Source organism: Streptomyces sp. NPDC051776, assembly GCF_040681345.1.
GTDB lineage: Bacteria > Actinomycetota > Actinomycetes > Streptomycetales > Streptomycetaceae > Streptomyces.
In genome coordinates, this window is the sequence record NZ_JBFAYQ010000009.1 from 158,401 (window position 1) to 185,393 (window position 26,993).

Here is a 26,993-nt window from a genome sequence, read left to right on the forward strand (position 1 = left end):
CGTACGGGACCGGGGGGCGTGTGGCAGTCCGGAACGGGGCGTGTGGCCGTACGGAACCGGGCGGGGCGTGGGGTCAGTCCGCCGCGCCCGGGACGACCAGACGCAGCTCGTAGGCGAGGATCACCGCCTGCGCCCGGTCCCGCAGCCGCATCTTGCCGAACAGCCGGTTGATGTGTGTCTTCAGCGTGTTGTCGCTGATCGTGAGGGCCTGAGCGATCTCGGCGTTGGACAGGCCTTGGCCGATGAGGGTCAGCACCTCGACCTCGCGCGCCGTGAGATCCCCGGTGGAGGCCGCGGGAGGCCCGGGACGCCGCCGGCGGACGTAGTCGGCGATGAGGCGTTTCGTCACCTCGGGGGCCAGCAGGGCGTTGCCGTCCGCGACCACCCGTACCGCATGGAGCAGTTCGGCGAAGGTCGCGTCCTTGAGCAGAAAGCCGCTGGCCCCTGCGGCCAGGGCGTCGTAGACGTACTCGTCCAGGCCGAAGGTGGTGAGCATCAGGACCTTCGTCCCCCCGGAGGGCGGGGCCAGGATCGTGCGGGCGGCCTCGATGCCGTTCATCCCCGGCATTCGGATGTCGAGCAGTGCGACGTCCGGGCGCCGCTCGGCCACCACCCGGACCGCTTCCTCCCCGTTCCGCGCCTCACCGACCACGTCGATGTCGTCCTGCGTCGCCAGCAGATTCACAAAGGCACTGCGCACCATGGCCTGGTCGTCGGCGACGACCGCCCGTGTGGTGCGCGTTATGCGCGTTATGCGCGTTACGGACGATACCTTGACGCACGTTTGACGCATACGGCGCATGTCTGACGCACGTCCTGACGTGTCGTCAGGTGTTGGGCTGCAGGTCAGTAGCCCGCGAGGGCTGGGATCTGGCCGAGGGCTTTGCCGGAACATTGCCGAGTCAGTAGGAGTTGGGGCCGTGCGGGCTCCAGTGGTGGAGGAAGGGCCGCAGGTCGTCAGGCCGGGGTTCCGGGACATCGGGTAGCCAGGGAGCCGTACTCGGAGGGTTCAGGCGCTCGAGATGTGCGTAGGCGAACCCGAGCCATGCCTCGGCTTTGGTCCTTTCCTGCCCGGCCGGCAGGGCTTCTACTTGGGCTCGGACGGAGGCCACGTATTCGGCCAGCCGCGTCGCGTGGTGCCATGCTTCCGCCTGGATCTCGAGGTGCTTCACGTGGCATGCCTCGGCGTAGTCGAGGCGAGCCTGCTGCATCGCCGCTTCCCAACGCAGTCTCTGCTGTCTGGCCGTCTCCAGGTCTGCCAGCCGCTTGCGTTCGGCGGCTACTCCGAGGAGGGTCACTTCCTGTGCGATCTCTGCGAGTTGGCCTCCCAGGGGGCGGTCGGGGGTGTCGGCCCATTCGCTGGCTCGGTGGGGATTCGCCGCGGAGGGATGAAGCGCAGGCGGTCGGAGGGGTTGTAGTCGAAGCGGGGGATGCGGACCCAGGAGTGCTTCTTGGTCTCGGCCACACGTTGCCTTCGAGGCCCCCATGCAGACCTGTGCGCTGGATCCGCCAGAAGTACGAGCGGCTCGTGGCCAAACGGAAGGCCGTCGCGAAGATGCAGGAGATCGCCCGGCGATACGCCCGCGTGTTCGCCCAATGGCGTCTGACCATGCACGCCGTATCGGTCTGATGATCAGAACGACAAGAGCCGTATGACGGGAGACTGTCACGTACGGATCTGTGAGAGCCGAGGGGTGAGATCCCCCTGGCTACTCGGCCACATCCAGCTACAGGAGGTTGGCGACCTTGTCTTAAGACCTGCTTCTCCAGGTCGTCGGTCACTTCATGGAGCCAGTCCATCGCCCGATAGCAGGACTGCTCGCCGATCTCGGCCAGGCGGTCGATGCGCGCGTCATGGGTGATCCAGTCCGCGGCGGCGAGCTTGGACGAAGGCGCCAGCGCCCGGTTGGCGACCAGGGCGAACAGCACCCGCTCGGTGGCCGTCATGTCCCGGCGACGGCCATGCTTGGGCTGTCCGACCCGGCCCACGATCTGGTCGATCTTCAACTGGTGCCACAGGTGGTCGAGGACGTAGGTGCCGCCGAACGGCACCGAGGAGACGAACTCCAGGTCCGACGCTGCGGTCGCGGCCAGCGCGTCACCCGGCTCCAGCAGCTTCGATAAAGAGACGCGACGAGGCGCCTGACCGCGCCGCGGTCGAGCTGTCCTCACGGCCGAAGGTGAACAGGGCAGCGGGCGGAGGTGAGCGCGTCGAGGTCGCCTTTTCCTCCGCGCCGGCCACGGCCAGCTCGGTGCGCACGCCGAGCACAATGCCCAGCGGCTGCCCGTACAGCTCGCTCACCGGCGTCTCCCACGGCGGCGTCACACTGAACGGCACGGTGCGGTGCTCCTCCTCACCGAGCCGGGACCCGCCGCCGACAGTGCACCGCTCGAAGACGACGAAGCCCTCGCTCTCGCCCTCCTCGTGTTCGGCTTCGACCCGGGCGACGAGCTCCAGGGTCATGTGCTCGATCTCCACGGCCGAACCGCCGCCCTGCAGATGCACCTTCCCCGACAGTGCCCCGCCCGGCGGCACGGCATCGCCGTCCAGCACCGTGTCCACCGAGGACCGCCCACACCGAAGGCCCGGAGCAGCCGTTGAACACCATGACGGTGCCGCTCTTTCACTGATCGCACTGGTCGTTGCACGGCCCGGCGGTGAAGCCCGCCGCAGCCGTCGGCACCAGAACTACCTGACGCGGTAGAGAAGTTCCCAAAGACCGCCGGATGGGTGACGCGTTACAGCTATTACCGCAAGGCACATCGCATCCGGGGGAAGGGGCTGGGCTGTCAGGGTGAGGGACGCGGTAGTGCCATGTCAGAAAAGGCCGGAACGACGTTGAACAAGGAAGGGGGAATGGCTTGCCCGGCTGATGACACAAGGGAGATCGGGGATGCGAGCAAACAAGATCGCGACCGCCACCATGCTGGTCCTGGCAGTAAGCGGATGGGGAGTAGCAGGATCCACGACGGCATTCGCCGACAAGGGCCCCGCGCATGACGGGAAGGCGAAGGCTGCCGACAAAGGCCCTGCCCATGGGAAGGCGAGGGCCAGGGCGGAGGGAGGATCGTCCACCGGCGCGGATCTCTTCCAGCAGAACTTCGCGCAGTCCGCCCGGCAGAACAACAACTGCAACAACCCCAACACGGGGGGTGTATTCGGACCACGAGCGGTGACGCTCACCGATAGCCGGGCAACGGGCCGGTGCGTGACCACCGACGGTTCCCTGACAGCGCTCTCCCGCGTCCACAACGGTCCCGCCCACGCCCAAGGCGGTTCATCGACCGCAAGCGTGGTTCAGCAGAACATCGCCCAGCGCGGACGGCAGAACAACAGCTGCAACAACGTCAACGAGTCGTCCATCACGCTGGACAGCAGCCGGGTGGAGGGCCGCTGCACAGACCAGGACATTTCGCTGAGCACGCATTCGCGTATCAAGGGGGGTGGCGCCCGGGCAGAAGGCGGTTCTAACGCCGCCGTTCCCATGATCCAGCAGAACGTGGCGCAGGAAGGCCGGCAGAACAACAACTGCAACAACCCCGACGACGCGAACCTCGCGCTGACAGACGGCAGCCAGGTCCTGCGTTGCGGGAACAAGGACGGCTCCCTCAACAAGTACACCCGTATCAAGGGCGGCGGCGCGCGAGCCGAGGGCGGAAGTAGCGCAGCCAGCTTCGTGGAACAGCAGAACGTCGCGCAGGAGGGCCGCCAGAACAACACCTGCAACAACCGTAACCTCTCCAGCCTCACCGGTGGCCAGGAGAGGAGCCGTTGCGGGAACAAGGACTTCTCGTTCAGCAAGCACACCCGTATCAAGGGGGGCGGTGCCCGAGCCGAAGGCGGCTCCGGCACACTCAGTGACGTCAACCAGCAGAACATCGCGCAGGAGGGCCGGCAGAACAACACCTGCAACAACCCCAACAACTCCCCGGTCACGGTGGAGGGGGGCAGCCGGGAAACAAGCCACTGCCGGAATAAGGACACTTCGTTCAGCAAGCACACCCGTATCAAGGGGGGCGGCGCCCGAGCCCAAGGCGGCTCAGCCAACAGCGTGGACCAGCAGAACATCGCGCAGGAGGGCCGGCAGAACAACACCTGCAACAACACCAACGCCGCGCTCACCAACACGCTAGCGGGCAGCCAGGAAACAAGCCACTGCCGGACCAAGGACGCCTCGTTCAGCAAGCACACCCGTATCAAGGGGGGCGGCGCCCGAGCCCAAGGCGGCTCAGCCACAGGCGAGGGAGCCGATGTGAATCAGCAGAACATCGCGCAGGAAGGCCGGCAGAACAACATCTGCAGCAACCCCAACGTCCCGTTTGTGGACCTGACGGAGACCCGGGTCGAGGGCCGCTGTGCGGACCAGGACTTCTCCTTCAGTAAGCACACCCATATCAAGGGCGGCGGTGCGCGAGCAGACGGCGGCTCAGCCAACAGCCTGATCCAGCAGAACATCGCGCAGGAAGGCCGCCAGAACAACACGTGCAGCAACACCAACGACGAGCTGTTTGCCATCGTTGTGACGGAGGGTCGGCGGGAGGGCCGTTGCGGGAACAAGGACCACTCCTTCAGCAAGCACACCTATTCCAAGGGCGGTGGCGCCCGAGCCAACGGCGGCAGCGCAACAGCCGCGCTGAGCCAGCAGAACATCGCTCAGGAAGGCCGGCAGAACAACACCTGCGGTAACACCAACGCCGGCACGGACATCAGACTGACGAGGAGCCGGCTGGACAGCCATTGCGGGAACAAGGACCACTCGTTCAGCAAGCACACCGTGAACAAGGGCGGGGGTGCGCGAGCCCAAGGCGGCTCAGCCAGCAACGTGAACCAGCAGAACATGGCGCAGGAAGGGCGGCAGAACAACAACTGCTCCAACCCCAACGACAGTTTCATCAGTATCATCGATGCCCGATTTGTAAGCCGTTGCGGGAACAAGGACCACTCGTTCAGCAAGCACACGGTGAACAAGAGCGGCGGTGCCGAGGCCAACGGGGGGCGCGGGCCAACGGTGGCCAGGCAGAGGAACGTGGCGCAGGAAGGGCGGCAGAACAACAACTGCTCCAACCTCAACAGGAGCTTCTTCGACGACCTGAACCGTGGCCAGGTGGATGACCGTTGCGGGAACAAGGACCGCTCGTACAGCAAGAAGGTGATGGTCAAGAACGGCGGTGCCAAGGCCAACGGCGGCTCAGCCACAGCCATTGCCCTCGAGCAGCAGAACATCGCGCAGGAAGGCCGGCAGAACAACACCTGTGCGTCACCCAACAGCACCGATTTTGTGCTGGAGGATGTCCAGGTGAAGAACCGGTGCGGCAACAAGGACCACTCGTACAGCAAGAAGGTGCTGGTCAAGAGCGGTGGCACCCGCGTCGAAGGCGGCTCCAGCACCGCTGGCAACGCGAATCAGCAGAACATCGCCCAGGAAGGCCGGCAGAACAACGCCTGCGCCAACCTCAACGACGCTACTGAATTCAGTGTGACCCGCAGTCGGCTGGACCGTACGTGCCACAACAAGGACCATTCCTTCAGCAAGAAGGTGCTGGTCAAGAGCGGTGGCGCCCGCGTCGAAGGCGGCTCCGGCACAGGTCTGCTGAACCAGCAGAACATCGCCCAGGAAGGCCGGCAGAACAACGCCTGCGCCAACCTCAACCAATCGCCTTTTGTGGTGACCGACAACCGCCTGGACCGCAACTGCGGCAACAAAGACCGCTCCTTCAGCAAGAAGGTGCTGGTCAAGAGCGGTGGCGCCCGCGTCGAAGGCGGCTCCAGCACAGGCGGCGCCGTGGTTCAGCAGAACATCGCTCAGGAAGGCCGGCAGAACAACGCCTGCGCCAACTTCAACAACTCGCCAATTACGGCGACCGAGGGCCGGCTTGAGAGCCGCTGCAAGACAACCGATGAGTCCGAGAACCTGGGAACAAAGAAGGTCACCGGCGGCGCTCGAGCCGAAGGCGGCTCCAGCACAGGCGCCACCGTGAGCCAGCAGAACATCGCCCAGGAAGGCCGGCAGAACAACGCCTGCGACAACCCCAACGAAACGGATATCACCGGGAACGGTGGCCGGTCGAGGGTGGGCTGCAAGACGCTGGACCACTCCGCGAATCTGGGCACCGCAGAGATCGGCGGCGGCGCCCAGGCTGAAGGCGGCTCCAGCACGGCCGGGCTGTTCCAGCAGAACATCGCCCAGGAAGGCCGGCAGGACAACGCCTGCGCCAACCCCAACAACCTCACCCTTTCCACCACCGGCAGCAGCACCACGCACACCCACTGCACCGCCATCGACCACTCCACCAACATCCGCACAACCAACCGGTAAAGCGGGGCTGACACCACCGACCTCGGGCTTGTCCCACAAGGGGGTCAACACTGGCTGGTCCAGGGGACGGGACCCCAATGGCCTAGCGAAGTGAAACCGCCGCTGGGGGCTCCTCGTTCCAGGAGCTGAGGTCTTCGCGGCTCTTCCTTGCGTCAGCCAGCCAAGCCAGAAGTCATCCGGTGCCGTTCCCACCCGCCGAGGGGAGAGTGGGAACGCTTCGGACAAAAGGGCCACCCCTGGCCCGAGCAGCCGACCGGGACCAGGGGTGGTCCATGTCATTGAGGACCGCCCGCAGGCCGTGACGTAGGGGAGTGGCATGCGGAAGAAGGGGAATTCGCGGGTGCAGCGGTGGCGGCTCACCCAGGAAGGCGTGCCCGCTGTCGTCGTTGCCGGTGGGAGTGTGGTGGGGGCGGGACCTCGCCCCACCCCGGTGGCCCCGCAGGCCCTGCACCGGCCGACCCGGAAGGGGGCGGCTCGTCGTCGCCGAACCGGCACGCCGCGCGGCTCTCCCCTGACAACGCGGGTCTTCAAAGTTGAGCGGTGCGGAGGTGCCCGAGCTTGATCACGCGGTTGATCCCTTGGCTTTGGCGTTGCTGTGGCCGGAGTCGATGAACGCGGAGATCTCGGTCCACCAGCGGCCGACGGTGACGGCGAGCCGGCGGACTTCGGGGATATCGGCGTCCGCGTACCAGGTCAGGAACCTCCACCGCGCGTGGCCGATGGGGTGGCGGTCGGCGCCGGTGCGGGCCAGGGCGAGGAGGTTGCGCAGGCACTCCTTGGCGATCCACGCGGTCAGCAGGATGCGGCCGATCTTTCCTTGGCATCCTCCGGGCATGCCGACTCTGCGTGCTCCGACACCAGATGAACTCCAGCCGTATCTGAAGGGCTGGAGTCCTCATGCACCCAACGAGGTGGCGGCCGGTGACATGCGAGAGCCGGCGTCCTGCTGGTTCCCGTCCCTCGATCGGATCGGTGCCGTCACACGTTTCACCGCTGTGGCGTTTCGGCATCCGTCGCTGTGTCCAAGGAGGTGGCCATCAGCGAGGGCCGGGCCGAAGTCGTCCACTTCAATGAGCCTTTTCCAACCTGGCTGGATGGGTGGGTAGTTGGGCTGGAGGGCGGTGTCCGGACGTGAAGAAGCTCCTGGTAGACGGGTTCACGACCAAGATCGCCTGTCCATCAGGAGCTTCCGCGTGCTTGTCTACCGTCCGGCATCGATGTGTCCACCTCGACCCTGCGCTTCCTGTCCGCTCACCTGCGGGCCCGCCGCCAGGAACGCGGAACACGTTGGCGCCGGGTGAGCGTGGGGGGTCAGGCCCTGCTTGTCCTCGCGCACCTGCGCTCCGGCCATACCTACGCTCAACTCGCCGTCGGATTCGCGTCGGCACCACGACTGCCTACCGGTACATCGCCGAGGCCATCGATGTCCTGGCCGCCCTCGCACCGACCCTCGCCGAAGCGATGAAGACCGCGTCCACCAAGGCATTCGTGATCCTCGACGGGACGCTGCTGCCGATCGACCGGATCGCCGCCGACCGGCCCTTCTACTCCGGGAAACACAAGAAGCACGGCATGAACGTGCAGGTGATCACCGATCCGGCGGGGCGGCTGCTGTGGGCATCGCTCGCGTTGCCTGGAGCAGTCCACGACATCAAGGCCGCGCGAACCCACGGCATCATCGACGCCCTGGAGGAAGCCGCCGTGGAGTGTTGGGCCGACAAGGCCTACCGAGGCGCCGGCGGCAGCATACGGGTGCCCTACTGGGGTCGCTGGGAGACGCTTTCCACAGGTCAGCAGGCCGTCAACCGCTCGCACGCGAAGATCCGCGCACTCGTCGAGCAAGCCACGGCCACCCTCAAGACCTGGCGGCTCCTGCGCAAGCCGCGATGCTCCACAACCCGCATCACCAACCTCGTTCAAGCCGTCCTCACCCTGCACCTGACCTGCTCAAACTGAGGTTGGAAAAGGCTCACTGGAAGAAGCGGCTGGAGAAGGACCTCGGTCCGACCTCCATCCGTCTGGTCTGGGCGACTCTCTCCAGCGTCCTCCGGGCTGCGGTCGAGGACCGACGCCTGGGACGCAACCCATGCCGGTCCAGCACGGTCGGCCCTCGGGCCGCCGCACCCGGAAGGGTCGAAGCGTGGCCGCCCGAACGGGTTCTGGCGGTACGGGAGGCCCTGCCGGACCGGTACCGGCTCCTTCTCGTGATCGGAGCAGGTCTCGTGCTCCGCCAAGGGGAGGCGCTCGGTCTCTCGGCGGACGACATCGACTTCGAGAAGGAAGTCGTGCACGTCCGGCGGCAGGTCAAGGTGGTGCGGTGAAGGTGTGTTTCGCACTCCCCAAGGGCCGCAAGGTCCGGGACGTGCCGTTGCCGACCAGCGTGGCCCGGGCCATCCAGCAGCATATGGAGCTGTTCGCGCCGGTGCCGGTCACGCTGCCCTGGGACGACCCGACTCCGGCCGAGACGCCGGTGGAGGCCAAACACCGGCGGCCGAGGACCTACAGCCTCCTGGTGACGGGACGCGAGCGGAAGACCATCAACCGGAACTACTTCAACTCCTACGTGTGGAAGCCCGCTCTGGCCACGGCGGGAGTGATCGCCCCGCTGGACGAGGGCAGCATCGACGGTGCTCGCGTGTGGGAGCCGTCCCGGGAGCACGGCTTCCACGCCCTGCGCCACTTCTACGCCTCCGAGGAACTGGAGGCTGGCGAATCGGTCGTCTCCCTGGCACGCTGGCTTGGGCACTCGGACCCCGGCTTCACGCTGCGGAAGTACTCCCACTTCCTGCCCCGCGCCGGCGCACGGGGCAGCGCCGCCATCGACGCGGTTTTCGCGTAGCCGTAGGTAGGGCCCCGGAGCGTGGCCCGCAGCCCGCCGCAGGCCCAAAACTCCAGTCCCAGAGATGCCGCCGCACGTTGTCTGACGCGCTAAGCAGCAGGTCAGCCAGGTGCGGCGGCACGCGCCGTTCAGATGTCGCGGAAGATCTCGATCTGCGCGCCCACGGAATTCAGCCGCTCCGCCAGGTCCTCGTAACCCCGGTTGATGACATAGACGTTGCGCAGGACGGACGTGCCTTCCGCGGCCATCATCGCCAGCAGGACGACCACGGCGGGTCGCAGCGCCGGCGGGCACATCATCTCGGCCGCACGCCAGCGCGTCGGGCCCTCGACCAGCAGGCGGTGCGGGTCGAGGAGTTTGACGTCCGCGCCGAGGCGGTTGAGGTCCGTCAGATAGATGGCCCGGTTGTCGTAGACCCAGTCGTGGATCAGGGTCGAGCCCTCGGCCGTTGCGGCGATCGCCGCGAAGAACGGCACGTTGTCGATGTTCACGCCGGGGAACGGCATCGGGTGGATCTTGTCGATCGGCGCCCGCAGCTTTGACGGCCGTACGGTGAGGTCGGTCAGCCGGGTGCGGCCGTTGTCCGCCGCGTACTCCGCCGTGCGCTCCGTGTCGAGGCCCATCTCCTCCAGAACGGCAAGTTCGATCTCCAGGAACTCCACCGGCACGCGACGGATGGTCAGTTCCGACTCCGTGACCACGGCCGCGGCCAGCAGGCTCATCGCCTCCACCGGGTCCTCGGACGGCGCGTAGTCCACATCGCGGTCAATGGCCGACGTGCCGTGCACGGTGAGGGTCGTGGTGCCGATGCCCTCGACCTTGACACCCAGCTGCTCCAGGAAGAAGCACAGGTCCTGGACCATGTAGTTGGAGCTGGCGTTGCGGATGACCGTCACACCGTCGTGGCGTGCCGCGGCCAGCAGTGCGTTCTCGGTCACGGTGTCGCCGCGCTCGGTCAGCACGATGGGGCGGCCGGGCGTGACGGTGCGGTCGACCCGGGCGTGGTAGGTGCCTTCGGTCGCGGTGACTTCGAGACCGAAGTGCCGAAGGGCCGTCATATGGGGCTGTACGGTGCGGGTTCCGAGGTCGCAGCCGCCCGCGTACGGAAGGCGGAATTGCTCCGTGCGGTGCAGCAACGGGCCCAGGAACATGATGACGCTCCGGGTCCTGCGCGCCGCCGCCATGTCCATCGCGTCGAGATCGAGTTTGGCCGGCGGGACGATCTCCAGGTCGCCGTCGTCGTTGAGCCACCGCGTGCGGACGCCGATGCTGCCCAGCACCTCGAGGATGCGATAGACCTCCTCGATCCGCGCGACCCGGCGGAGCGTGGTGCGGCCGGAGTTGAGCAGCGAACCGCACAGCAGCGCCACGCACGCGTTCTTGCTCGTCTTCACGTCGATGCTGCCGGACAGGGGGCGCCCGCCGACGACCCGCAAGTGCATCGGGCCCGCGTAGCCGAGGGAGACGATCTCGCTGTCGAGCGCCTCACCGATGCGGGCGATCATCTCCAGGCTGATGTTCTGGTTCCCGCGCTCGATCCGATTGACGGCGCTTTGGCTGGTGCCCAGTGCCTCGGCGAGTTGCGTCTGCGTCCACCCCCGGTGCTGCCGCGCGTCACGGATGAGCTTGCCGATGCGTACGAGGTAGTCGTCTGCCATGAGGTCGAGACTATCTCAGATATGAGATGAGGATGACATCGTGTCGTGGTGTGTTTCGGTCGCAACGGTATAAAGCGACCTCCTCTTGCGGCTCTTGATGTCGGCACAATGCGTGTCACGATGCTTTCACCGCACGGTCCGCACGGTCCGCACGGTCCGCACGGTCCGCACGGTTCCGGGAGGTGTGGCCGGTTGCGTCCCGCATGGGCGCGCCCGCGACGGCCCCCGTCCTCGCCTGGGATACGGGGGGCACCGAGGGGCGCCGTGAGTGCCGCGCGCTTCGTGCCTGGCCAGCGGTGGGGGCATGACCGGGCAGCGGTGATGTACTAGAGTTATCTCGACATCGAGATATCTTGCGAGAGGCGCACCGCCGCCGCCCATCGGTAAGGGTTACCTAACTTAGCCTTACCTTAGCGGATCGGCCATGAGCCGGGGCGGCAGGATCGCGTGAGTAACGCGCAATTGATGAAGGAGACTGTCGTGTCGGCGAACAGCTTCGACGCCCGCAGCACACTGCGCGTGGGCGACGAGTCGTACGAGATTTTCCGGCTGGACAAGGTCGAGGGCTCCGCCCGCCTGCCGTACAGCCTGAAGGTGCTGCTGGAGAACCTGCTCCGCACCGAGGACGGCGCGAACATCACCGCCGACCACATCCGCGCGCTGGGCAGCTGGGACGCGAGCGCCCAGCCCAGCCAGGAGATCCAGTTCACCCCGGCCCGCGTGATCATGCAGGACTTCACCGGTGTGCCGTGCGTGGTCGACCTCGCCACCATGCGCGAGGCCGTCAAGGAGCTCGGCGGCGACCCGGCGAAGATCAACCCGCTGGCCCCGGCCGAGCTGGTCATCGACCACTCCGTCATCGCCGACCGCTTCGGCACCCCCGACGCCTTCGTCCAGAACGTGGAGCTGGAGTACGGCCGCAACAAGGAGCGCTACCAGTTCCTGCGCTGGGGCCAGACGGCCTTCGACGAATTCAAGGTCGTGCCCCCCGGCACCGGCATCGTCCACCAGGTCAACATCGAGCACTTGGCCCGCACCGTCATGGTCCGGAACGGCCAGGCCTACCCCGACACCCTCGTCGGCACCGACTCGCACACCACCATGGTCAACGGCCTGGGAGTCCTCGGCTGGGGCGTCGGTGGCATCGAGGCCGAGGCCGCGATGCTCGGCCAGCCGGTCTCGATGCTCATCCCGCGCGTCGTCGGCTTCAAGCTGACCGGTGAGCTGCCCACCGGCACCACCGCCACCGACCTCGTCCTCACGATCACCGAGATGCTGCGCAAGCACGGCGTCGTCGGCAAGTTCGTCGAGTTCTACGGTGAGGGCGTCGCGTCCGTGCCGCTGGCCAACCGCGCCACCATCGGCAACATGTCGCCGGAGTTCGGCTCCACCGCCGCGATGTTCCCGATCGACGCCGAGACCATCAACTACCTGAAGCTCACCGGTCGTTCGCAGGAGCAGCTCGCGCTCGTCGAGGCGTACGCCAAGGAGCAGGGCCTGTGGCTCGACCCTTCCCCTGCCTCCGGCGGGGATGCCCTTACCGCGGAGCCCGACTTCTCCGAGAAGCTGGAGCTGGACCTCTCCACGGTCGTCCCCTCGATCGCCGGCCCGAAGCGCCCGCAGGACCGCATCGTCCTGGCCGAGGCCGCCGAGAAGTTCGCGCAGGACGTCCGCAACTACGTCCCCGTCGCCGACCTCGACGAGGCGGGCATCGAGTCCTTCCCGGCCTCCGACGCCCCGGCCGTCACCAACGGCATGCCGACCAAGCCCACCCCGGTGATCGCCCCCGACGGCAGCCAGTACGAGATCGACCACGGCGCCGTCACCGTAGCCGCGATCACCTCCTGCACCAACACCTCGAACCCGTACGTCATGGTCGCCGCCGCGCTGGTGGCCAAGAAGGCGGTCGAGAAGGGCCTCACCCGCAAGCCGTGGGTCAAGACCACCCTGGCCCCCGGGTCCAAGGTCGTCATGGACTACTACGACCGCGCCGGCCTCACCCCGTACCTCGACAAGCTGGGCTTCAACCTCGTCGGCTACGGCTGCACCACCTGCATCGGCAACTCCGGTCCGCTGCCGGACGAGGTCTCCAAGGCCGTCAACGACGCCGACCTCGCCGTTGTCTCCGTGCTGTCCGGCAACCGCAACTTCGAGGGCCGGATCAACCCTGACGTCAAGATGAACTACCTGGCGTCCCCACCGCTCGTCGTCGCATACGCCATCGCCGGCTCCATGAAGGTGGACATCACCAAGGACGCCCTGGGCACCGACAAGGACGGCAACCCGGTCCACCTCGAGGACATCTGGCCCTCCGAGAAGGAGGTCGAGGAGGTCGTGGCCTCCGCGATCGGCCAGGAGATGTTCTCCACCAGCTACGCCGACGTCTTCGCCGGCGACGCCCAGTGGCAGGCGCTCCCCGTCCCGACGGGCAACACCTTCGAATGGGACCCGGAGTCCACCTACGTCCGCAAGCCCCCGTACTTCGAGGGCCTGACGATGGAGACCACCCCCATCGAGGACATCGCGGGCGCCCGCGTGCTCGCCAAGCTGGGCGACTCCGTCACCACCGACCACATCTCCCCGGCCGGTGCGATCAAGGCCGACACCCCGGCCGGCACGTACCTCACCGAGCACGGCGTCGAGCGGCGTGACTTCAACTCCTACGGCTCCCGTCGCGGCAACCACGAGGTCATGATCCGCGGCACCTTCGCTAACATCCGCCTGCGCAACCAGATCGCGCCGGGCACCGAGGGCGGCTACACCCGCGACTTCACCCAGGACGGCGGACCGGTCTCCTTCATCTACGACGCCTCGCGCAACTACATCGCGCAGGGCACCCCCTTGGTCGTGCTCGCCGGCAAGGAGTACGGCTCCGGCTCCTCCCGCGACTGGGCCGCCAAGGGCACCGCGCTGCTCGGCGTCAAGGCCGTCATCGCCGAGTCGTACGAGCGCATCCACCGCTCGAACCTCATCGGCATGGGCGTCCTGCCGCTGCAGTTCCCCGAGGGCGCCTCGGCCCTCAGCCTCGGCCTGACCGGTGAGGAGACCTTCGACATCACCGGTATCACCGCCCTGAACGACGGCGGAATCCCGGAGACCGTCAAGGTCCGGGCGGGCGAGGTGGAGTTCGACGCCAAGGTGCGCATCGACACCCCGGGTGAGGCGGACTACTACCGCAACGGCGGCATCATGCAGTTCGTGCTGCGCTCGCTGATCCGCAAGTAACGGCGGCCGCACGGTCCGGGGCGGGCTCCCTTCGCGGGGGCCCGGCCCCGTTCGCGTCTCTCCGGGAGCCCGCACCGCATCACGCATACGGCAGGACCGCACCCCCTGCTCGAAGAGGGGTGCGGCCCTGCCGCATGGGGTTTCGGAAACCTTGTCCGGAGACCTGGATCCTAGGAGAGCAGCTCGAATTCGGCCAGAGTTGTGGCACCGCCGACCGCTTCCAGCCGGTAGTGCTCGTAGCGGGCGGGTCTGGCCACCTTGAACGCCCTGGTCTGCCGGTCCCAGGTGAAGGACTCGCCGGACCTGCGGTCGATCTCCTTCCACGTCCTGCCGTCGGCCGAGCCCTTCAAGACCCAGCCCCCCGGTGCGTCGGCCGCCTTCGCAGAGGTGAGCGTGTAGTACGTGACGCGGGAACCGGACTTCAGCGACGGTTCGGCCGTTGTGAAGGACTCGTCCGTCTTCGAGGTGTCGTCCGTCAGTTTCGACCCGTCGTTCCCCGTCACGTCCTGCATCGGGGACGGCTTCGCGTCGCCCTGGGTGAGGGAGGTGGGCCCGGCGTCCGCGCCCGTACCCCACTTCGAGGGCTTCGGGCCCATCGTGAACTCCAGCGTCCCTCCCCGTGCGATGGCGGAGTGCGGCAGAGCGGTGGAGTTCCATGCCTTGCCGTTCACCTTCAGGCCCTGCACGTAGACGTTGCGCGCGCTGTTCTGCGGGGCCTCGACGACCAGGTCGCGGCCCGGCAGATGCACGGTGGCCTTGGTGAACAGCGGGGAGCCGACGGCGTATTCGGGACTGCCCATCACCAGCGGGTAGAAGCCCAGGGCGCTGAAGACGTACCACGCCGACATCTCGCCGTTGTCCTCGTCGCCCGGGTAACCCTGGCCGATCTCGCTCCCGAGGTAGAGACGGGAGAGGACGTCGCGGACCTTCTCCTGCGTCTTCCACGGCTGTCCTGCCGCGTCGTACATGTACGGGATGTGGTGCGAGACCTGGTTGCTGTGCCCGTACATCCCCATCCGGACGTCCCGCGCCTCGGTCATCTCGTGGATGACGCCGCCGTAGGACCCGGCGAGGTCGGGGTCGGCAGTCTCGGGCGTGGAGAAGAAGGTGTCCAGTTTCTTGGCGAAGGCGGACCGACCGCCGTGGAGATTCGCCAGACCACGGGTGTCCTGCGGGGCGGTGAAGGCGAAGTTCCAGCCGTTGGTCTCGGTGTAGTCGTGCCCCCACACGCGCGGGTCGTAGTCGCCCGGCTTCACCCGCCAATCGCCGCCCGGGCGCTTGCCCTGGAAGAAGCCGATGCCGGGGTCGAAGTGGTGGACGTAGTTCTGCGCGCGATTGAGGAAGTAGGCAGATTCCTCCTTGTAGCGGGCCTTCTTCGTCTTCGTGTAGAGCGCCTCGCCCATCCGCGCCAGACCGAAGTCGTTGAGATAGCCCTCCAGCGCCCAGGACAGGCCCTCGCGGGTATCGGTGCTCGTGAAGCCCCGGAAGACCGAGGTCTCCATGCCCTTGCGTCCCACGCCCGGGGAGGACGGAGCGACGGTCGCGTTCTTCAGCGCGGCCTCGTAAGCGGCCTCGGCGTCCAGGCCCACGCCCTTGAGGTACGCGTCGGCGAAGGCCACGTCCGAACTGGTACCGGTCATCAGGTCGGCGAAGCCGGGCGACGACCAGCGGGAGATCCAGCCGCCGTCCTTGTACTGCTGGATGAAGCCGTCGGCCATCGTCGCGGCCCGGTCCGGGGTGAGGAGGGAGTACGCCGGCCAGGTCGTCCGGTAGGTGTCCCAGAAGCCGTTGTTGACGAAGACCTTGCCGTCGACGATCTTTGCTCCGGTACGGGTCGGGGTGTCCTCGCCGGTGGCCTTGGAGAAGGGGCTGGCGTACCGGTACCGCGGCTTCTGCCGGCTTCCCGTGTTCTCGTGGCCCGAGTTCGGATAAAGGTAGAGCCGATAGAGGCTGGAGTAGAGCGTGGTGAGCTGGTCGCGGGTGGCGCCCTCGACCTCGACACGGCCGAGGATGTCGTCCCAGGCTTTCTGGGCCCGGGCCCTGACCGATTCCAGGGTGTCGGAGGCGGCGATTTCCTGCGCGAGGTTGGCCTTGGCCTGGTCGACGCCGATCAAGGAGGTGGCCAGGCGCAGCGCGACGGTTCGGTCCGCGCCGGGAGCGAACCGCATGTAGCCGGTGACGTCCTTGCCGCCACCACCGGACAGCTTGCCGCTGTCGATGACAGGCGTGTCGAAGACGCCGTAGACGAACATCCGGGTGGCGCCCGTGGACAGACCGCTCCTCACATCCGAGTAGCCGGTCACGACTCCGCTGTCGGGATCGAGGCTCAGCCCGCCCGAGTTGTTGACGTTGTCGAAGATCACGCTCGCGTCGGCACCGGGGAAGGTGAAGCGCATCATCGCGGCGTGGTCAGTGGGCACGATCTCGGTCTTCAGGCCGTTCTCGAACGTCACGCCGTAGTAGTGCGGGCGGGCAGTCTCGTTCTCGTGCCGGAAAGGCTGGGCGCGCGCCTTGCGTCCGGCGTCGGGGGTGCCTGAGGCGGCCGACGGCATCACCTGGAAGGTTTGCCGGTCGCCCATCCAGGGGCTCGGTTCATGGGAGGCGCCGAAGGCCTGGAGGGTGGGGAGGTTGTCGGCGTTGTTGTCCTTGGCGTACTCGTACAGCCAGCCCGTCGAGCCGGCATTGGTCATCGGCGTCCAGAAGTTGAAGCCGTTCGGCATCGCGGTGGCCGGGATGTTGTTGCCGCGCGAGAAGCTGCCGCTGGAGTTCGTACCGCGGGTGGTCGAGGCGTAGTCCGAGAGGTGGGCGGGCGGTTTCGCGTTCGGCTCGGGCGCGATGGAGATGTCGTCCACCCACCCGCGGAACTTCGCCGGGCCCTTGGGGGCGTCGTACGCGACGAGGACGCGGTCGATGGTCCTGCCCGCGGCGACCCGCCCGATCAGCGACTCCTTGTGGTTCCACTGGTTGACGTACAGGGTCTTGGAATCGCCCTGGCCCCGCGGGGTGAGCCGTGCGCCGTGCTGGTCGGTGGCGGCGAGGTCGCTCAGATACGTCCCGTCGGTGAAGGCCAGGTCGAGCGAGACATAGGTGGCCGGGTACTTGAGGTCGGTCTTCTCGCTCATCGAGGGATGGACTCGGTACGAGAGCAGGGTCCGGGCCGTCACCGGAGTGTTGACGTCGAAGACCTTGTTGTACGAGTACCCCCGGCCCTCGGCCCGGTGGGTGCCCGCGTAGCGGAGGGAGCGCAGGCCCGTGAAGCCGGTATTGGCCTTTGCGGTGGGGCCGCCGGAGGGGCCGCGTTCGGCGTGGGTGCGCATGTCGGAGGGGACGGGTTCGCCGGTGTCCTCGCGCGCGAGCTGGAGTTCGGCGAGCTGGGTGAGGTCGTCGCCGTTGTTGGCGGTGACGTCGAGCCGGTAGTGCCGGTACGCGGTGGAGTTGTCGGCGTCGAACTCGCGGGTCTCGTGGCGCTCGTCGAAGGTCTCGCCCTCGCGGGTGTCCAGGTCCTTCCAGCTCGTCCCGTCGTTCGAGCCCTGAAGGGTCCAGTCCTTGGGGTCGCGGCCCGCTTCGTCGTTGGCGGAGGTCAGGGCGTAGCGGACGACCTCGACCGGCTCGTCGAGTTCGAACTCCAGCCACGCGGTCTGCTCGAAGGCCAGCCATTTGGTGGTGGCCTCGCCGTCGACCAGGTTCTCCTTGATCTCGCCGCCGTCGGTGTTCTCCGCGCTCGCGCGGACCTCGGTGACCTTGCCTGTCACATTGCCCGGAATGCCGGAGCTGTCGCCTCCGTCGACACCTGAGGATTTTTTCTTGCCATCAGGGCTGGTTTCGACGGTATTGTTCCAACTTGGCTGGGGATCGCCGGACTCGAAGGAGGATGCAAATTCCTGCGGGGATCGCACCGGTTCGCGTGGGGAGAGCGCCACCGCTGAGCCCTGGGACGTCACAGCCAACACAACGGTCGCCACCATGGCGACCGTGCGTCCGAGCCCGCGGCATCGTCTGCGCTGCATCTCCAGTCCCTTCACGATCTTGACAACGTTGTCAACCCGGTTGCGCAGAATTAAGTAATGGTTCATGGGGCCGACGGTGTCAAGGCAGTTGGGGATGCCACTCCGACGGGTCATCAAAAGGCGTCCGTTGGGTGTCGTTCGGCCCCGTTTTATCCAGTGACCGATCGTCCGTTTTTCCCGGAGGTCTCAACTCGGGAAAGACTGCCGGGCAAACCTGCATTCGATCTTGCCCGCCCCGGCGGAAGTGGACTATACCTGTCGGCGTCCGCATGGCCGTTTGGCTCCGGCCGCGGGCCACGAGGGAGCGGAGGGGCGACGGCGGGGGAGGCGTTGATCGCGTCAACTGCCGGGCCCTGAAGCCGTTCCCGCGGCACCCTGCACGACCCCAGCTTCAATATGACCGCGGTGGCGGGGCCCTTCGCCGGAGGCGAATCCGTACGGGCGACCAGTACACCGCCTGAGTCCTGGAGAAGGCGAGGACTTGAGCATGGGATCCACCTCCGGCCACACCGACGACGGCTTCGGCCGTCGCGATCTGATCAAGCGTTCCGCTGCCATCGGTTTGATATCCGTCCCCACGATGAGTTTTCTCGCCTCGTGCGCCAGCAGTGACAGCGGCGCCGACAACAAGGTCGAGAAGGGCGAGAAGACCGACAAGAATCCGCTGGGCGTCAATGGGGGCGCACCTCTCGAGATCGTCATCTTCGACGGCGGTTTCGGCACCAAGTACGCCGAGGATGCCAAGGCCGTCTACGAGAAGACCTACAAGAAGGCCAAGGTCAAGTTCTCGTCCACCCAGAAGATCCAGTCCGTGCTGCAGCCGCGCTTCAACGGCGGCACCCCGCCGGACCTCATCGACAACTCCGGCGCCGAGCAGATGGACATGGGCGTCCTGGTCGGCAAGAAGCAGCTCACCGACCTCACCCCGCTGCTGGACGCCCCCTCCATCGACGATCCGAAGAAGAAGGTCCGCGACACCCTGCGCCCCGGTGTCGTCGAAATGGGGCAGTTCGACGGCGACCCGGTTTGGATCATGTACTACGCCTACACCGTCTACGGTGTGTGGTACTCCCAGACCGCACTCGAGAAGCTCGACGCGGAGTACCCGGAGACCTGGGACGACATGCTCGCGCTCTGCGCGAAGGCCAAGAAGAAGGGCATCGCGGGCTGGACGTACGCGGGCAAGCACCCGTACTACATCCCGTTCAGCCTCTACCCGTTCATCGGCAAGATCGGTGGCCGGGAGGTGCTCGACGCGATCGACAACCTGGAGCCGGGCGCCTGGAAGCACCCGGCGGTCAAGGCGGCCTTCGAGGCGTACTACGAGCTCTACAAGAAGGGCTACATCCTCAGGGGCACCCCGGGCCTGGACCACATCCAGTCCCAGACCGCATGGAACGAGGGCAAGGCGCTGTTCATCCCCAACGGCTCCTGGGTGGAGAACGAGGCGAAGAAGACCACGCCGAAGGACTTCGAGATGCGGGTCGCGGCCCCGTCCAGCCTGGACAGCTCCGACAAGCTGCCCTTCGGCACGATCTGGGCCTCCGGCGGCGAGCCCTTCATCGTCCCGGCCAAGGCGAAGAACCCCGACGGCGGCATGGAACAGCTCCGCATCATGCTCAGTGAGGCGTCGTCGAAGAACTTCACCCGGCAGGTCGCCTCCCTGACGTCGTTCGACGGGGGCACCGACGGCCTGACCCTGCCGCCCGGGCTGACCTCCGCGATCGCGGCCCTGGAGAAGGCGGGGAAGAACGTCCTCAACCCGCGGATCCAGGACTGGTACGTCGCGCTGCAGAAGGAGAAGATCGGCGTCGCCGGTCTCGGGGAGATGATGGCCGGCCGCCTCACTCCTGCCGAGGCCATTCAGAAGATCCAGGGCTTCGCCGACGAGGCGGCCAAGGACAGCTCCATCAAGCACTACAAGCACCAGTGAGGCCGGGGCCGGGGGGATCCTCCCCGGGCGGCGGGGCCGGGGGAGGCCGGTCGGCGCGCTGCCCGCGGGGGGCCTCCGGCCCGGCACAGTGCCGGCGGCAGCACCCGCAGGGAGATCGGGGTCGGTCAATGCAGCACGGTAAGTACCGGTTCATCGTGGGGTTCCTGGCGGCCCCCCTGACGATCTACGTCCTCTTCGTCATCTGGCCGTTCATCCAGTCCATCTACTACTCGTTCACGGACTGGAGCGGTCTGAGCCCGGACTTCGTGATGGTCGGCTTCGACAACTACGGCCGGATGCTCGACGACACCGTCTTCTGGAAGTCGTTCCAGCACAGCGCGCTGTTCGTGCTGCTGCTGCCGCTGGTCACGATCGGCCTCGCGCTGTTCTTCGCGTTCATGCTGAACGTCGGCGGACGGCACGGAAAGGGCTCGGCCGTCGCCGGTGTGCGGGGCAGCGCCTTCTACAAGATCGTGTACTTCTTCCCGCAGGTGCTGTCGATCGCGATCGTCGCCCTGCTGTTCCAGTTCGCGTACAACCCCAACAGCGGCGCACTGAACTCCGCACTGGATGCGGTCGGGCTGGGCTCGGTCCAGCCGAACTGGCTGGGCGACCCGGACCTCGCGCTGTGGTGCGTGATGGCTGTCCTGGTCTGGAGCACCGTCGGCTTCTTCGTCGTGCTCTTCTCCGCCGGCATGTCATCGATTCCCAACGACTTCTACGAGGCGGCACTGCTCGACGGGGCAAACCGCGTGACCACGTTCTTCCGGATCACGCTGCCGCTGCTCTGGGACACCGTGCAGTCGGGATGGGTCTACATGGGCATCCTGGCGCTGGGGGCGGAGTCCTTCGCCGTTGTGCAGATCATGACCGTGGGCCCGAACGGGGGCGGCCCCGACTACTCCACGACGGTGCTCCCGCTGTACGTCTACCAAAAGGCATTCCGCGACGGCCAGGCGGCCTACGCGACGACGATCGGTGTCGCCCTGCTCATCGTCACGCTGGCCTTCGCTGCCGTTGTGATGCGGCTGGGCCGGCGCGAGCGGCTGGAGTACTGATGAAGACGACCGACACCCCTCCCGCCGGCGTCACGGGAGACCGCCCGCCCATGACGAAGACCGGCCCCGCGCCGGAGGGTACGGGGGAGAGGCGCGAGGGCAAGGTCCTCAACGTCTTCTCCCACGGGATGCTCATCCTCTGGGCGTTCATGGTCGTCATGCCGCTGCTCTGGGCGGTGATGACATCCTTCAAGACGGACCGGGAGATCTTCACCTCGCCGTGGTCGCTGCCGACCTCCCTGGAGTTCGGCAACTGGTCGCGCGCCTGGACGCAGGCGCACATGAGTGACTACTTCCTCAACACGGTGCTCGTGGTCGGCGGCTCGCTCATCGGCACGATGCTCCTGGGGTCCATGGCCGCGTACGTCCTGGCCCGGTTCACCTTCCCGGGGAACCGCTTCATCTACTTCCTCTTCATCGGGGGGATGAGCTTCCCGATCATCTTGGCGCTGGTGCCGCTGTTCTACGTGATGAACAACATGGCGCTGCTCAACACCCTCCACGGTCTGATCCTCGTCTACATCGCGTACTCCCTGCCGTTCACGGTCTTCTTCCTCACGGCCTTCTTCCGGACGCTGCCCACGTCGGTTGCGGAGGCGGCCTTCATGGACGGCGCGTCGCACACCCGGACCTTCTTCCAGGTGATGCTGCCGATGGCGAAGCCGGGTCTGATCAGCGTCGGGATCTTCAACTTCCTCGGCCAGTGGAACCAGTACATGCTGCCGACGGTGCTCAACTCCGAGCCGGAGAAGAAGGTGCTCTCCCAGGGCCTGGTGCAGCTCGCGGTCAGCCAGGGTTACAAGGGCGACTGGTCGGGGCTCTTCGCGGGTCTGGTGATGGCGATGCTGCCGGTGCTGGCTGCGTACATCGTCTTCCAGCGGCAGGTCGTCGCGGGTCTGACGGCGGGTGCCCTGAAGTAGGGCGGGTGCTCTGAAGTAGGACGTCACGGCGCCGGTCACGGTCGAGCCGGAGGCCGTCGCCTCGCGTCGCTCGCCGTCGCGTCGCTCGCCGTTGCACCGGTCGCTGGATGCCCGGTGCCCCAGCGCGCGGTGCGGACACTCGTGCGCCTGCCCGTAGGCCCGTACGTCGGCTGGTGCACGAGAGTGTCTACGGGCCCCCGACCGGGGCGCTTACGGGGTTCGGCGTGTGATAGCGCTCATTCGACGCCTGCCCCGCTCAAGGCCTTGACGGGAGACAACCTCTGGGGCTCATCTTAGAGTTCACATGTTGTACACGACGGGGTCTCACCGTGGCGGCTCCGTCCTGCCCCGCTGGGAGTGATCAGACCGTGGTGGAGACTCCGGGATCGCAGTCGTCGCTGCACCGGGCCAATCTGGAAAGGGTCGTGCGTGCGGTTCGGCTGGCCGGTTCCCTCACACAGGCGGAAATCGCCCGGAGCACCGGGCTGTCCGCCGCCACGGTCTCCAATATCGTCCGGGAGTTGAAGGACAGCGGAACGGTCGAGGTGACGCCCACGTCGGTCGGCGGCAGGCGGGCCCGCAGCGTCTCGCTCAGCGGTGACGCCGGCATCGTCGTCGGCGTGGACTTCGGCCACACCCATCTGCGCGTCGCGGTCGGCAATCTGGCCCACCAGGTGCTCGCCGAGGAGGCCGAGCCGCTGGACGTGGACGCCTCGGCGGCCCAGGGCTTCGACCGCGCGGAGTCTCTGGTGAACCGGCTGGTCGCGGCGACCGGCATCGGTCAGGAGAAGGTCATCGGTGTGGGGCTCGGCGTACCGGGCCCGATCGACGTCGAGTCCGGGACGCTGGGCTCCAGCGCGATCCTGCCGGGCTGGGTGGGGACGAACCCGCGCGAGGAGCTGACCGGGCGGCTCGGTGTGCCCGTGCACGTGGACAACGACGCCAACCTCGGCGCCCTCGGCGAGCTGGTCTGGGGCAGCGGCCGAGGTGTGCAGGACCTCGCGTACATCAAGGTGGCCAGCGGTGTCGGTGCCGGTCTGGTGATCAACGGGCAGATCTACCGCGGCCCCGGAGGTACGGCCGGGGAGATCGGACACATCACGCTGGACGAGTCCGGACCGGTCTGCCGCTGCGGCAACCGCGGCTGTCTGGAAACCTTCACCGCCGCCCGGTACATCCTCGGCCTGCTGCATTCGAGCCATGGACCCGGCCTCACCGTGGAGCGCATGGTGCAGCTCGCGCGCGAGGGCGACCCGGGCTGCCGGAGGGTCGTCGCCGACGTGGGGCGCCACATCGGCAGCGGGGTCGCGAACCTGTGCAATCTCCTCAACCCCAGCCGGGTGGTGCTCGGCGGGGATCTCGCGGAGGCCGGCGATCTGGTGCTCGTGCCCATACGGGAATCGGTGGCGCGTTACGCCATCCCGAGCGCGGCCCGGCAGCTTTCGGTGGTGCCCGGAGCACTCGGAAGCCGTGCGGAGGTGCTGGGCGCGCTGGCGCTCGTCCTCAATGAGATGGGCGATTCAACCCTTTTGGATGGATCCTTGGCGGCTCCCGCACCCGCCTTCACTTAGATAACGAATGGCACCGTTGCCATCTCGTTAAGAATTTACTTCTTGACGCTCACGTGGCGGCCGAGTTGACTTCCAGCCACCTCGGCCGCAACGCCGCGGCCTCGTCAGGGAGGTTCCACGGATGAACACAACGATGCGTCGCGTTGTGATCGGTACGGCCGCGGTGTCCATGGCTCTGTCCATGGCCGCGTGCGGCAAGGCCGGCAGCGACAGCGGTGACAGCGACAACAAGACGATCGGTCTTCTCCTGCCGGAGAACAAGACGACCCGGTACGAGACCTTCGACCGTCCGTTCATGGAGAAGAAGATCAAGGCGCTCTGCGACGAGTGCGACGTGGCGTACAACAACGCCAACCAGGACACCGAGACCCAGAAGAAGCAGTTCGACGCTCTGATCACCAAGGGTGTCAAGGTGATCATCCTCGACGCGGTAGACGCCACCGCGACCAAGTCCTGGGTCGACGCGGCCGCCAAGAAGGGCGTCAAGGTCGTGGCCTACGACCGGCTGGCCGAGGGCGACATCTCCGCGTACGTCTCCTACGACAACGAGAAGATCGGCCAGCTCCAGGGCCAGGGCGTCCTGAACGCGCTCGGGGACAGGGCCAAGGACAGCCGTGTCGTCATGATCAACGGCTCGCCGACCGACCCGAACGCCGCGCTCTTCAAGTCCGGTGCGCACAGCGTCCTCGACGGCAAGGTCAAGAAGGTCGTCTACGAGCAGGACATCCCGGACTGGTCGCCTGACGAGGCCAACAAGAAGATGGCCGCCGCCATCACCTCGCTCGGCAAGACCGGCTTCGAGGCCGTCTACTCCGCGAACGACGGCATGGCGGGCGGCATCACCACCGCGCTGAAGTCCGCGGGCATCAAGAATGTGCCGGTCGGCGGTCAGGACGCCGAACTCGCCGGTCTGCAGCGGATCCTCTCCGGCAGCCAGGCTTTCACCATCTACAAGGGCATCAAGCCCGAGGCGGAGACCACCGCGGAGATCGCGGTCAAGCTCCTCAAGGGTGAGGACATCGCCTCGATCGCCCCGGAGAAGATGGACAGCAAGAGCAAGAAGGGCATCCCGACCAAGCTCTACGACGCGACGATCGTGACCGACAAGAACATCAACGACACGATCATCAAGGACAAGGTCTACTCGGTCGACCAGATCTGCACCGCCGACTTCAAGGCGGCGTGCGCGAAGGCCGGCGTCAAGTAGCCACCGCAAGGCCGTAGGTCCACCGGCCCCCGGGCCACGGGCCGTACGGCGGAAGCCCGTCCGGTACCCGCCCCGCCATCACCCCGCCGGCTGGGCGGGTACCGGACAATCCCCAGTAAAACCCGCCTTTTGCTCTCGCATCCCCCGCGCACACTCAGCTGCGCGGTGTCCCCGCCGGTCAGGCGGTGAAGGAGATGATTCACGTGTCCGCTACGCCCGTGCTGGCGTTGCGCGGGGTCTCCAAGCGGTTCGGTGCCGTCCAGGCGCTCACCGATGTCGATCTGGAGATCCGCACAGGCGAGGTGGTCGCCCTCGTCGGCGACAACGGCGCCGGAAAGTCCACCTTGGTCAAGACGATCGCGGGCGTGCACCCGATCGACGAGGGCGGCATCGAGTGGGAAGGCCGGCGGGTCGCCATCAACCGGCCGCACGACGCCCAGGACCTGGGCGTCGCCACCGTGTACCAGGACCTCGCCCTGTGCGACAACCTCGATGTCGTCGCCAACCTCTTCCTCGGCCGCGAGCTGCGGCGCGCGAGCGTCATCGACGAGGTGGCGATGGAGAAGCGCGCCAAGGAGCTGCTGGACACCCTGTCCATCCGCATCCCCAGCGTGCGCATCCCGATTGCGTCGCTCTCCGGTGGTCAGCGCCAGGTCGTCGCCATCGCCCGTGCCCTGATCGGCGAGCCCAAGGTCGTCATCCTCGACGAGCCCACCGCCGCCCTCGGTGTCGAGCAGACCGCGCAGGTACTCGACCTGGTCGAGCGGCTGCGTGAGCGCGGCCTCGGCGTCATCCTCATCAGCCACAACATGGAGGACGTCAAGGCGGTCGCGGACAAGGTCGCCGTGCTGCGGCTGGGTCGCAACAACGGTGTCTTCACCGTGAAGGACACCTCCCATGAAGAGATCATCGCCGCCATCACCGGCGCCACGGACAACGCCGTGACGCGCCGTCAGGCGCGCACCGCGGAGGTGACCAAGTGAGCGACACCAAGTCCCCCGACGTCATCGACGACAGCGCGGCGCCGATCCCGGTCGTCGACCCGCGCCTCCTCGTCCGCGAGCAGGGCCTCAAGGGCTACCTGACCGAGTTCAAGCGGAAGGTCCGGGGCGGTGAGCTGGGCTCGATCCCCGTCATCCTCGGCCTGATCGTCATCGGTGTCATCTTCCAGTCGCTGGACGAAAGCTTCCTGTCCGCCGACAGCCTCTCCAACATCGGTATCTACGTCGCAGGCCAGGGCATCATGGCCGTCGGCATCGTCTTCGTCCTGCTGCTGGGCGAGATCGATCTGTCGGTGGGATCCGTGGCCGGTGTGGGCGCGGCCATCTGGGCGGTGCTCAGCGTCACCCACGGCATGGGTGACAGCCTCTCGGTGCTGGCCGCCATCGCCGCCGGCGCGGTCATCGGCGGTCTGCACGGCTTCTTCTTCGCCAGGGTCGGGGTCCCGGCCTTCGTGGTCACCCTCGCCGGCTTCCTCGGCTGGAGCGGTCTGCAGATCTGGCTCATGGGTCAGGAAGGCAGCATCAACACGCCGAGCGGCAGCATTGTCGACCAGTTGACGAACTACTACTTCGAGGACATTTCGGCTGCCTATGGTCTGGCGCTCGTCGCGTCCGCGGCGTACCTCGGTTCGATGCTGCTCGACAGCCGCCGCCGCAGGACCGCCGGACTGCCCTCCCGTCCGGCCAGCGAAATCGCTCTGCGTACGGGCGTGGTGGCGGCGCTGTCCTTCATCGCGGCCTACGAGCTCAACCAGTCGCGCGGCCTGCCGCTGGCGCTGGTGATCTTCCTGGTGGTGCTGGTCTTCGCCGATTTCGTGGTCCGCCGCACCACGTACGGCCGGCAGATCTTCGCCGTCGGCGGCAACGCCGAGGCCGCACGCCGTGCCGGTATCAACGTGGTCAAAATTCGCATCACGGTCTTTACGATCGCGGGCACCCTGGCCGTCGTCGGCGGCCTGTTCATCGCCAGCCTGTCCGGCGGCGCCACCAAGAGCCTGGGCGCCGGCAACACGCTGATGAACGTGATCGCGGCAGCCGTCATCGGCGGCACCAGCCTCTTCGGCGGTCGCGGCAAGATCTGGTCCGCGCTCCTCGGCATGCTCGTGATCCAGTCGATCCAGCAGGGCCTGAACCTGCTCGGCATGGCCAGCGAGATCCAGTACATGATCACCGGAGCGGTCCTGCTGGCCGCCGTCGTCATCGACTCGGTTTCCCGCAGGACTCAGAAGTCGGCCGGACGTACCTGACCACCCGGCC

General features: G+C 67.0%; 19 protein-coding genes and 1 pseudogene. 14 read left to right on the forward strand and 6 right to left on the reverse strand.

Translation table 11 applies throughout. The features are described 5' to 3' along the window. Positions 1-73: 73 nt before the first annotated feature. Complete coding sequence (locus AB0M26_RS10450) at positions 74-793, reverse strand: response regulator transcription factor (protein ID WP_365257683.1); 720 nt, start codon at positions 791-793, stop codon at positions 74-76. A gap of 109 nt (positions 794-902) precedes the next feature. Then, the gene (locus AB0M26_RS10455; protein ID WP_365257686.1) at positions 903-1,298 is read right to left on the reverse strand and encodes a hypothetical protein; all 396 of its coding nucleotides are present in this window, start codon (positions 1,296-1,298) and stop codon (positions 903-905) included. 197 nt (positions 1,299-1,495) lie between these two features. On the opposite strand from AB0M26_RS10455, the gene AB0M26_RS10460 reads away from it, so the two are divergent. Both AB0M26_RS10460 and AB0M26_RS10465 read left to right on the forward strand, forming a co-directional pair. After that, on the forward strand, positions 1,496-1,630 hold the full coding sequence (locus tag AB0M26_RS10460) for a hypothetical protein (protein WP_365257689.1): 135 nt from the start codon (positions 1,496-1,498) through the stop codon (positions 1,628-1,630). 155 nt (positions 1,631-1,785) lie between these two features. Next, positions 1,786-2,124, forward strand: a complete 339-nt coding sequence (locus AB0M26_RS10465) for a hypothetical protein (RefSeq protein WP_365257692.1) — start codon at positions 1,786-1,788, stop codon at positions 2,122-2,124. Here AB0M26_RS10465 and AB0M26_RS10470 read toward each other — a convergent pair. Next, entirely contained in the window at positions 2,099-2,563 is a 465-nt protein-coding gene (locus AB0M26_RS10470) for a sporulation protein (protein WP_365257695.1), read from the reverse strand. The two genes, AB0M26_RS10465 and AB0M26_RS10470, sit on opposite strands and share 26 nt — an antisense overlap. Before the next feature lie 331 nt (positions 2,564-2,894). Between AB0M26_RS10470 and AB0M26_RS10475 the strand changes: the two genes are divergently transcribed. Next, positions 2,895-6,317, forward strand: coding sequence for a hypothetical protein (locus AB0M26_RS10475; protein WP_365257698.1), 3,423 nt, complete (start codon positions 2,895-2,897; stop codon positions 6,315-6,317). A 562-nt stretch (positions 6,318-6,879) separates the two neighbouring features. Here AB0M26_RS10475 and AB0M26_RS10480 read toward each other — a convergent pair. Continuing rightward, the gene (locus tag AB0M26_RS10480) at positions 6,880-7,152 is read right to left on the reverse strand and encodes a transposase (RefSeq protein WP_365257700.1); all 273 of its coding nucleotides are present in this window, start codon (positions 7,150-7,152) and stop codon (positions 6,880-6,882) included. A 378-nt stretch (positions 7,153-7,530) separates the two neighbouring features. On the opposite strand from AB0M26_RS10480, the pseudogene AB0M26_RS10485 reads away from it, so the two are divergent. The 3 genes and pseudogenes from AB0M26_RS10485 (at position 7,531) to AB0M26_RS10495 (ending at position 9,156) form a co-directional block, all read left to right on the forward strand. Beyond that, positions 7,531-8,273: pseudogene (locus tag AB0M26_RS10485) on the forward strand (IS5 family transposase). A 2-nt stretch (positions 8,274-8,275) separates the two neighbouring features. Continuing rightward, entirely contained in the window at positions 8,276-8,638 is a 363-nt protein-coding gene (locus tag AB0M26_RS10490) for a hypothetical protein (protein WP_365257703.1), read from the forward strand. Next, on the forward strand, positions 8,635-9,156 hold the full coding sequence (locus tag AB0M26_RS10495) for an integrase (RefSeq protein ID WP_365257706.1): 522 nt from the start codon (positions 8,635-8,637) through the stop codon (positions 9,154-9,156). The genes AB0M26_RS10490 and AB0M26_RS10495 overlap by 4 nt, the downstream gene beginning before the upstream one ends. A 128-nt stretch (positions 9,157-9,284) precedes the next feature. Here AB0M26_RS10495 and AB0M26_RS10500 read toward each other — a convergent pair whose 3' ends face one another. Beyond that, positions 9,285-10,814: a UDP-N-acetylglucosamine 1-carboxyvinyltransferase gene (locus AB0M26_RS10500; RefSeq protein WP_365257708.1), complete on the reverse strand. Its 1,530-nt coding sequence runs from the start codon at positions 10,812-10,814 to the stop codon at positions 9,285-9,287. A gap of 480 nt (positions 10,815-11,294) precedes the next feature. On the opposite strand from AB0M26_RS10500, the gene acnA reads away from it, so the two are divergent. After that, positions 11,295-14,039: an aconitate hydratase AcnA gene (gene acnA, locus AB0M26_RS10505; RefSeq protein WP_365257711.1), complete on the forward strand. Its 2,745-nt coding sequence runs from the start codon at positions 11,295-11,297 to the stop codon at positions 14,037-14,039. A gap of 170 nt (positions 14,040-14,209) precedes the next feature. Here the strand turns inward: acnA and AB0M26_RS10510 are convergent, their stop codons facing one another. Beyond that, the gene (locus tag AB0M26_RS10510; RefSeq protein WP_365257756.1) at positions 14,210-18,004 is read right to left on the reverse strand and encodes a GH92 family glycosyl hydrolase; all 3,795 of its coding nucleotides are present in this window, start codon (positions 18,002-18,004) and stop codon (positions 14,210-14,212) included. A gap of 529 nt (positions 18,005-18,533) precedes the next feature. Between AB0M26_RS10510 and ngcE the strand changes: the two genes are divergently transcribed. The 7 genes from ngcE to AB0M26_RS10545 all read left to right on the forward strand — a co-directional run bounded on the left by ngcE (position 18,534) and on the right by AB0M26_RS10545 (position 26,983). Then, positions 18,534-19,979 (forward strand): N-acetylglucosamine/diacetylchitobiose ABC transporter substrate-binding protein, encoded by a 1,446-nt coding sequence (gene ngcE / locus AB0M26_RS10515; protein WP_365257714.1) that lies wholly within the window; start codon positions 18,534-18,536, stop codon positions 19,977-19,979. A 128-nt stretch (positions 19,980-20,107) separates the two neighbouring features. Then, positions 20,108-21,037 (forward strand): sugar ABC transporter permease, encoded by a 930-nt coding sequence (locus tag AB0M26_RS10520; RefSeq protein ID WP_365257717.1) that lies wholly within the window; start codon positions 20,108-20,110, stop codon positions 21,035-21,037. Between the two features lie 50 nt (positions 21,038-21,087). After that, on the forward strand, positions 21,088-21,957 hold the full coding sequence (locus tag AB0M26_RS10525; protein ID WP_365257759.1) for a carbohydrate ABC transporter permease: 870 nt from the start codon (positions 21,088-21,090) through the stop codon (positions 21,955-21,957). 371 nt (positions 21,958-22,328) lie between these two features. Beyond that, positions 22,329-23,528 carry an ROK family transcriptional regulator gene (locus AB0M26_RS10530; RefSeq protein WP_365257762.1) on the forward strand — a complete coding sequence of 400 codons (1,200 nt, stop codon included), beginning with the start codon at positions 22,329-22,331 and terminating at the stop codon, positions 23,526-23,528. Between the two features lie 121 nt (positions 23,529-23,649). After that, on the forward strand, positions 23,650-24,735 hold the full coding sequence (locus AB0M26_RS10535) for a substrate-binding domain-containing protein (RefSeq protein ID WP_365257720.1): 1,086 nt from the start codon (positions 23,650-23,652) through the stop codon (positions 24,733-24,735). A 194-nt stretch (positions 24,736-24,929) separates the two neighbouring features. Continuing rightward, positions 24,930-25,718 (forward strand): ATP-binding cassette domain-containing protein, encoded by a 789-nt coding sequence (locus tag AB0M26_RS10540; RefSeq protein WP_365257723.1) that lies wholly within the window; start codon positions 24,930-24,932, stop codon positions 25,716-25,718. Next, positions 25,715-26,983: a sugar ABC transporter permease gene (locus AB0M26_RS10545; protein WP_365257726.1), complete on the forward strand. Its 1,269-nt coding sequence runs from the start codon at positions 25,715-25,717 to the stop codon at positions 26,981-26,983. The genes AB0M26_RS10540 and AB0M26_RS10545 overlap by 4 nt, the downstream gene beginning before the upstream one ends. The last annotated feature ends 10 nt before the right edge of the window (positions 26,984-26,993 follow it).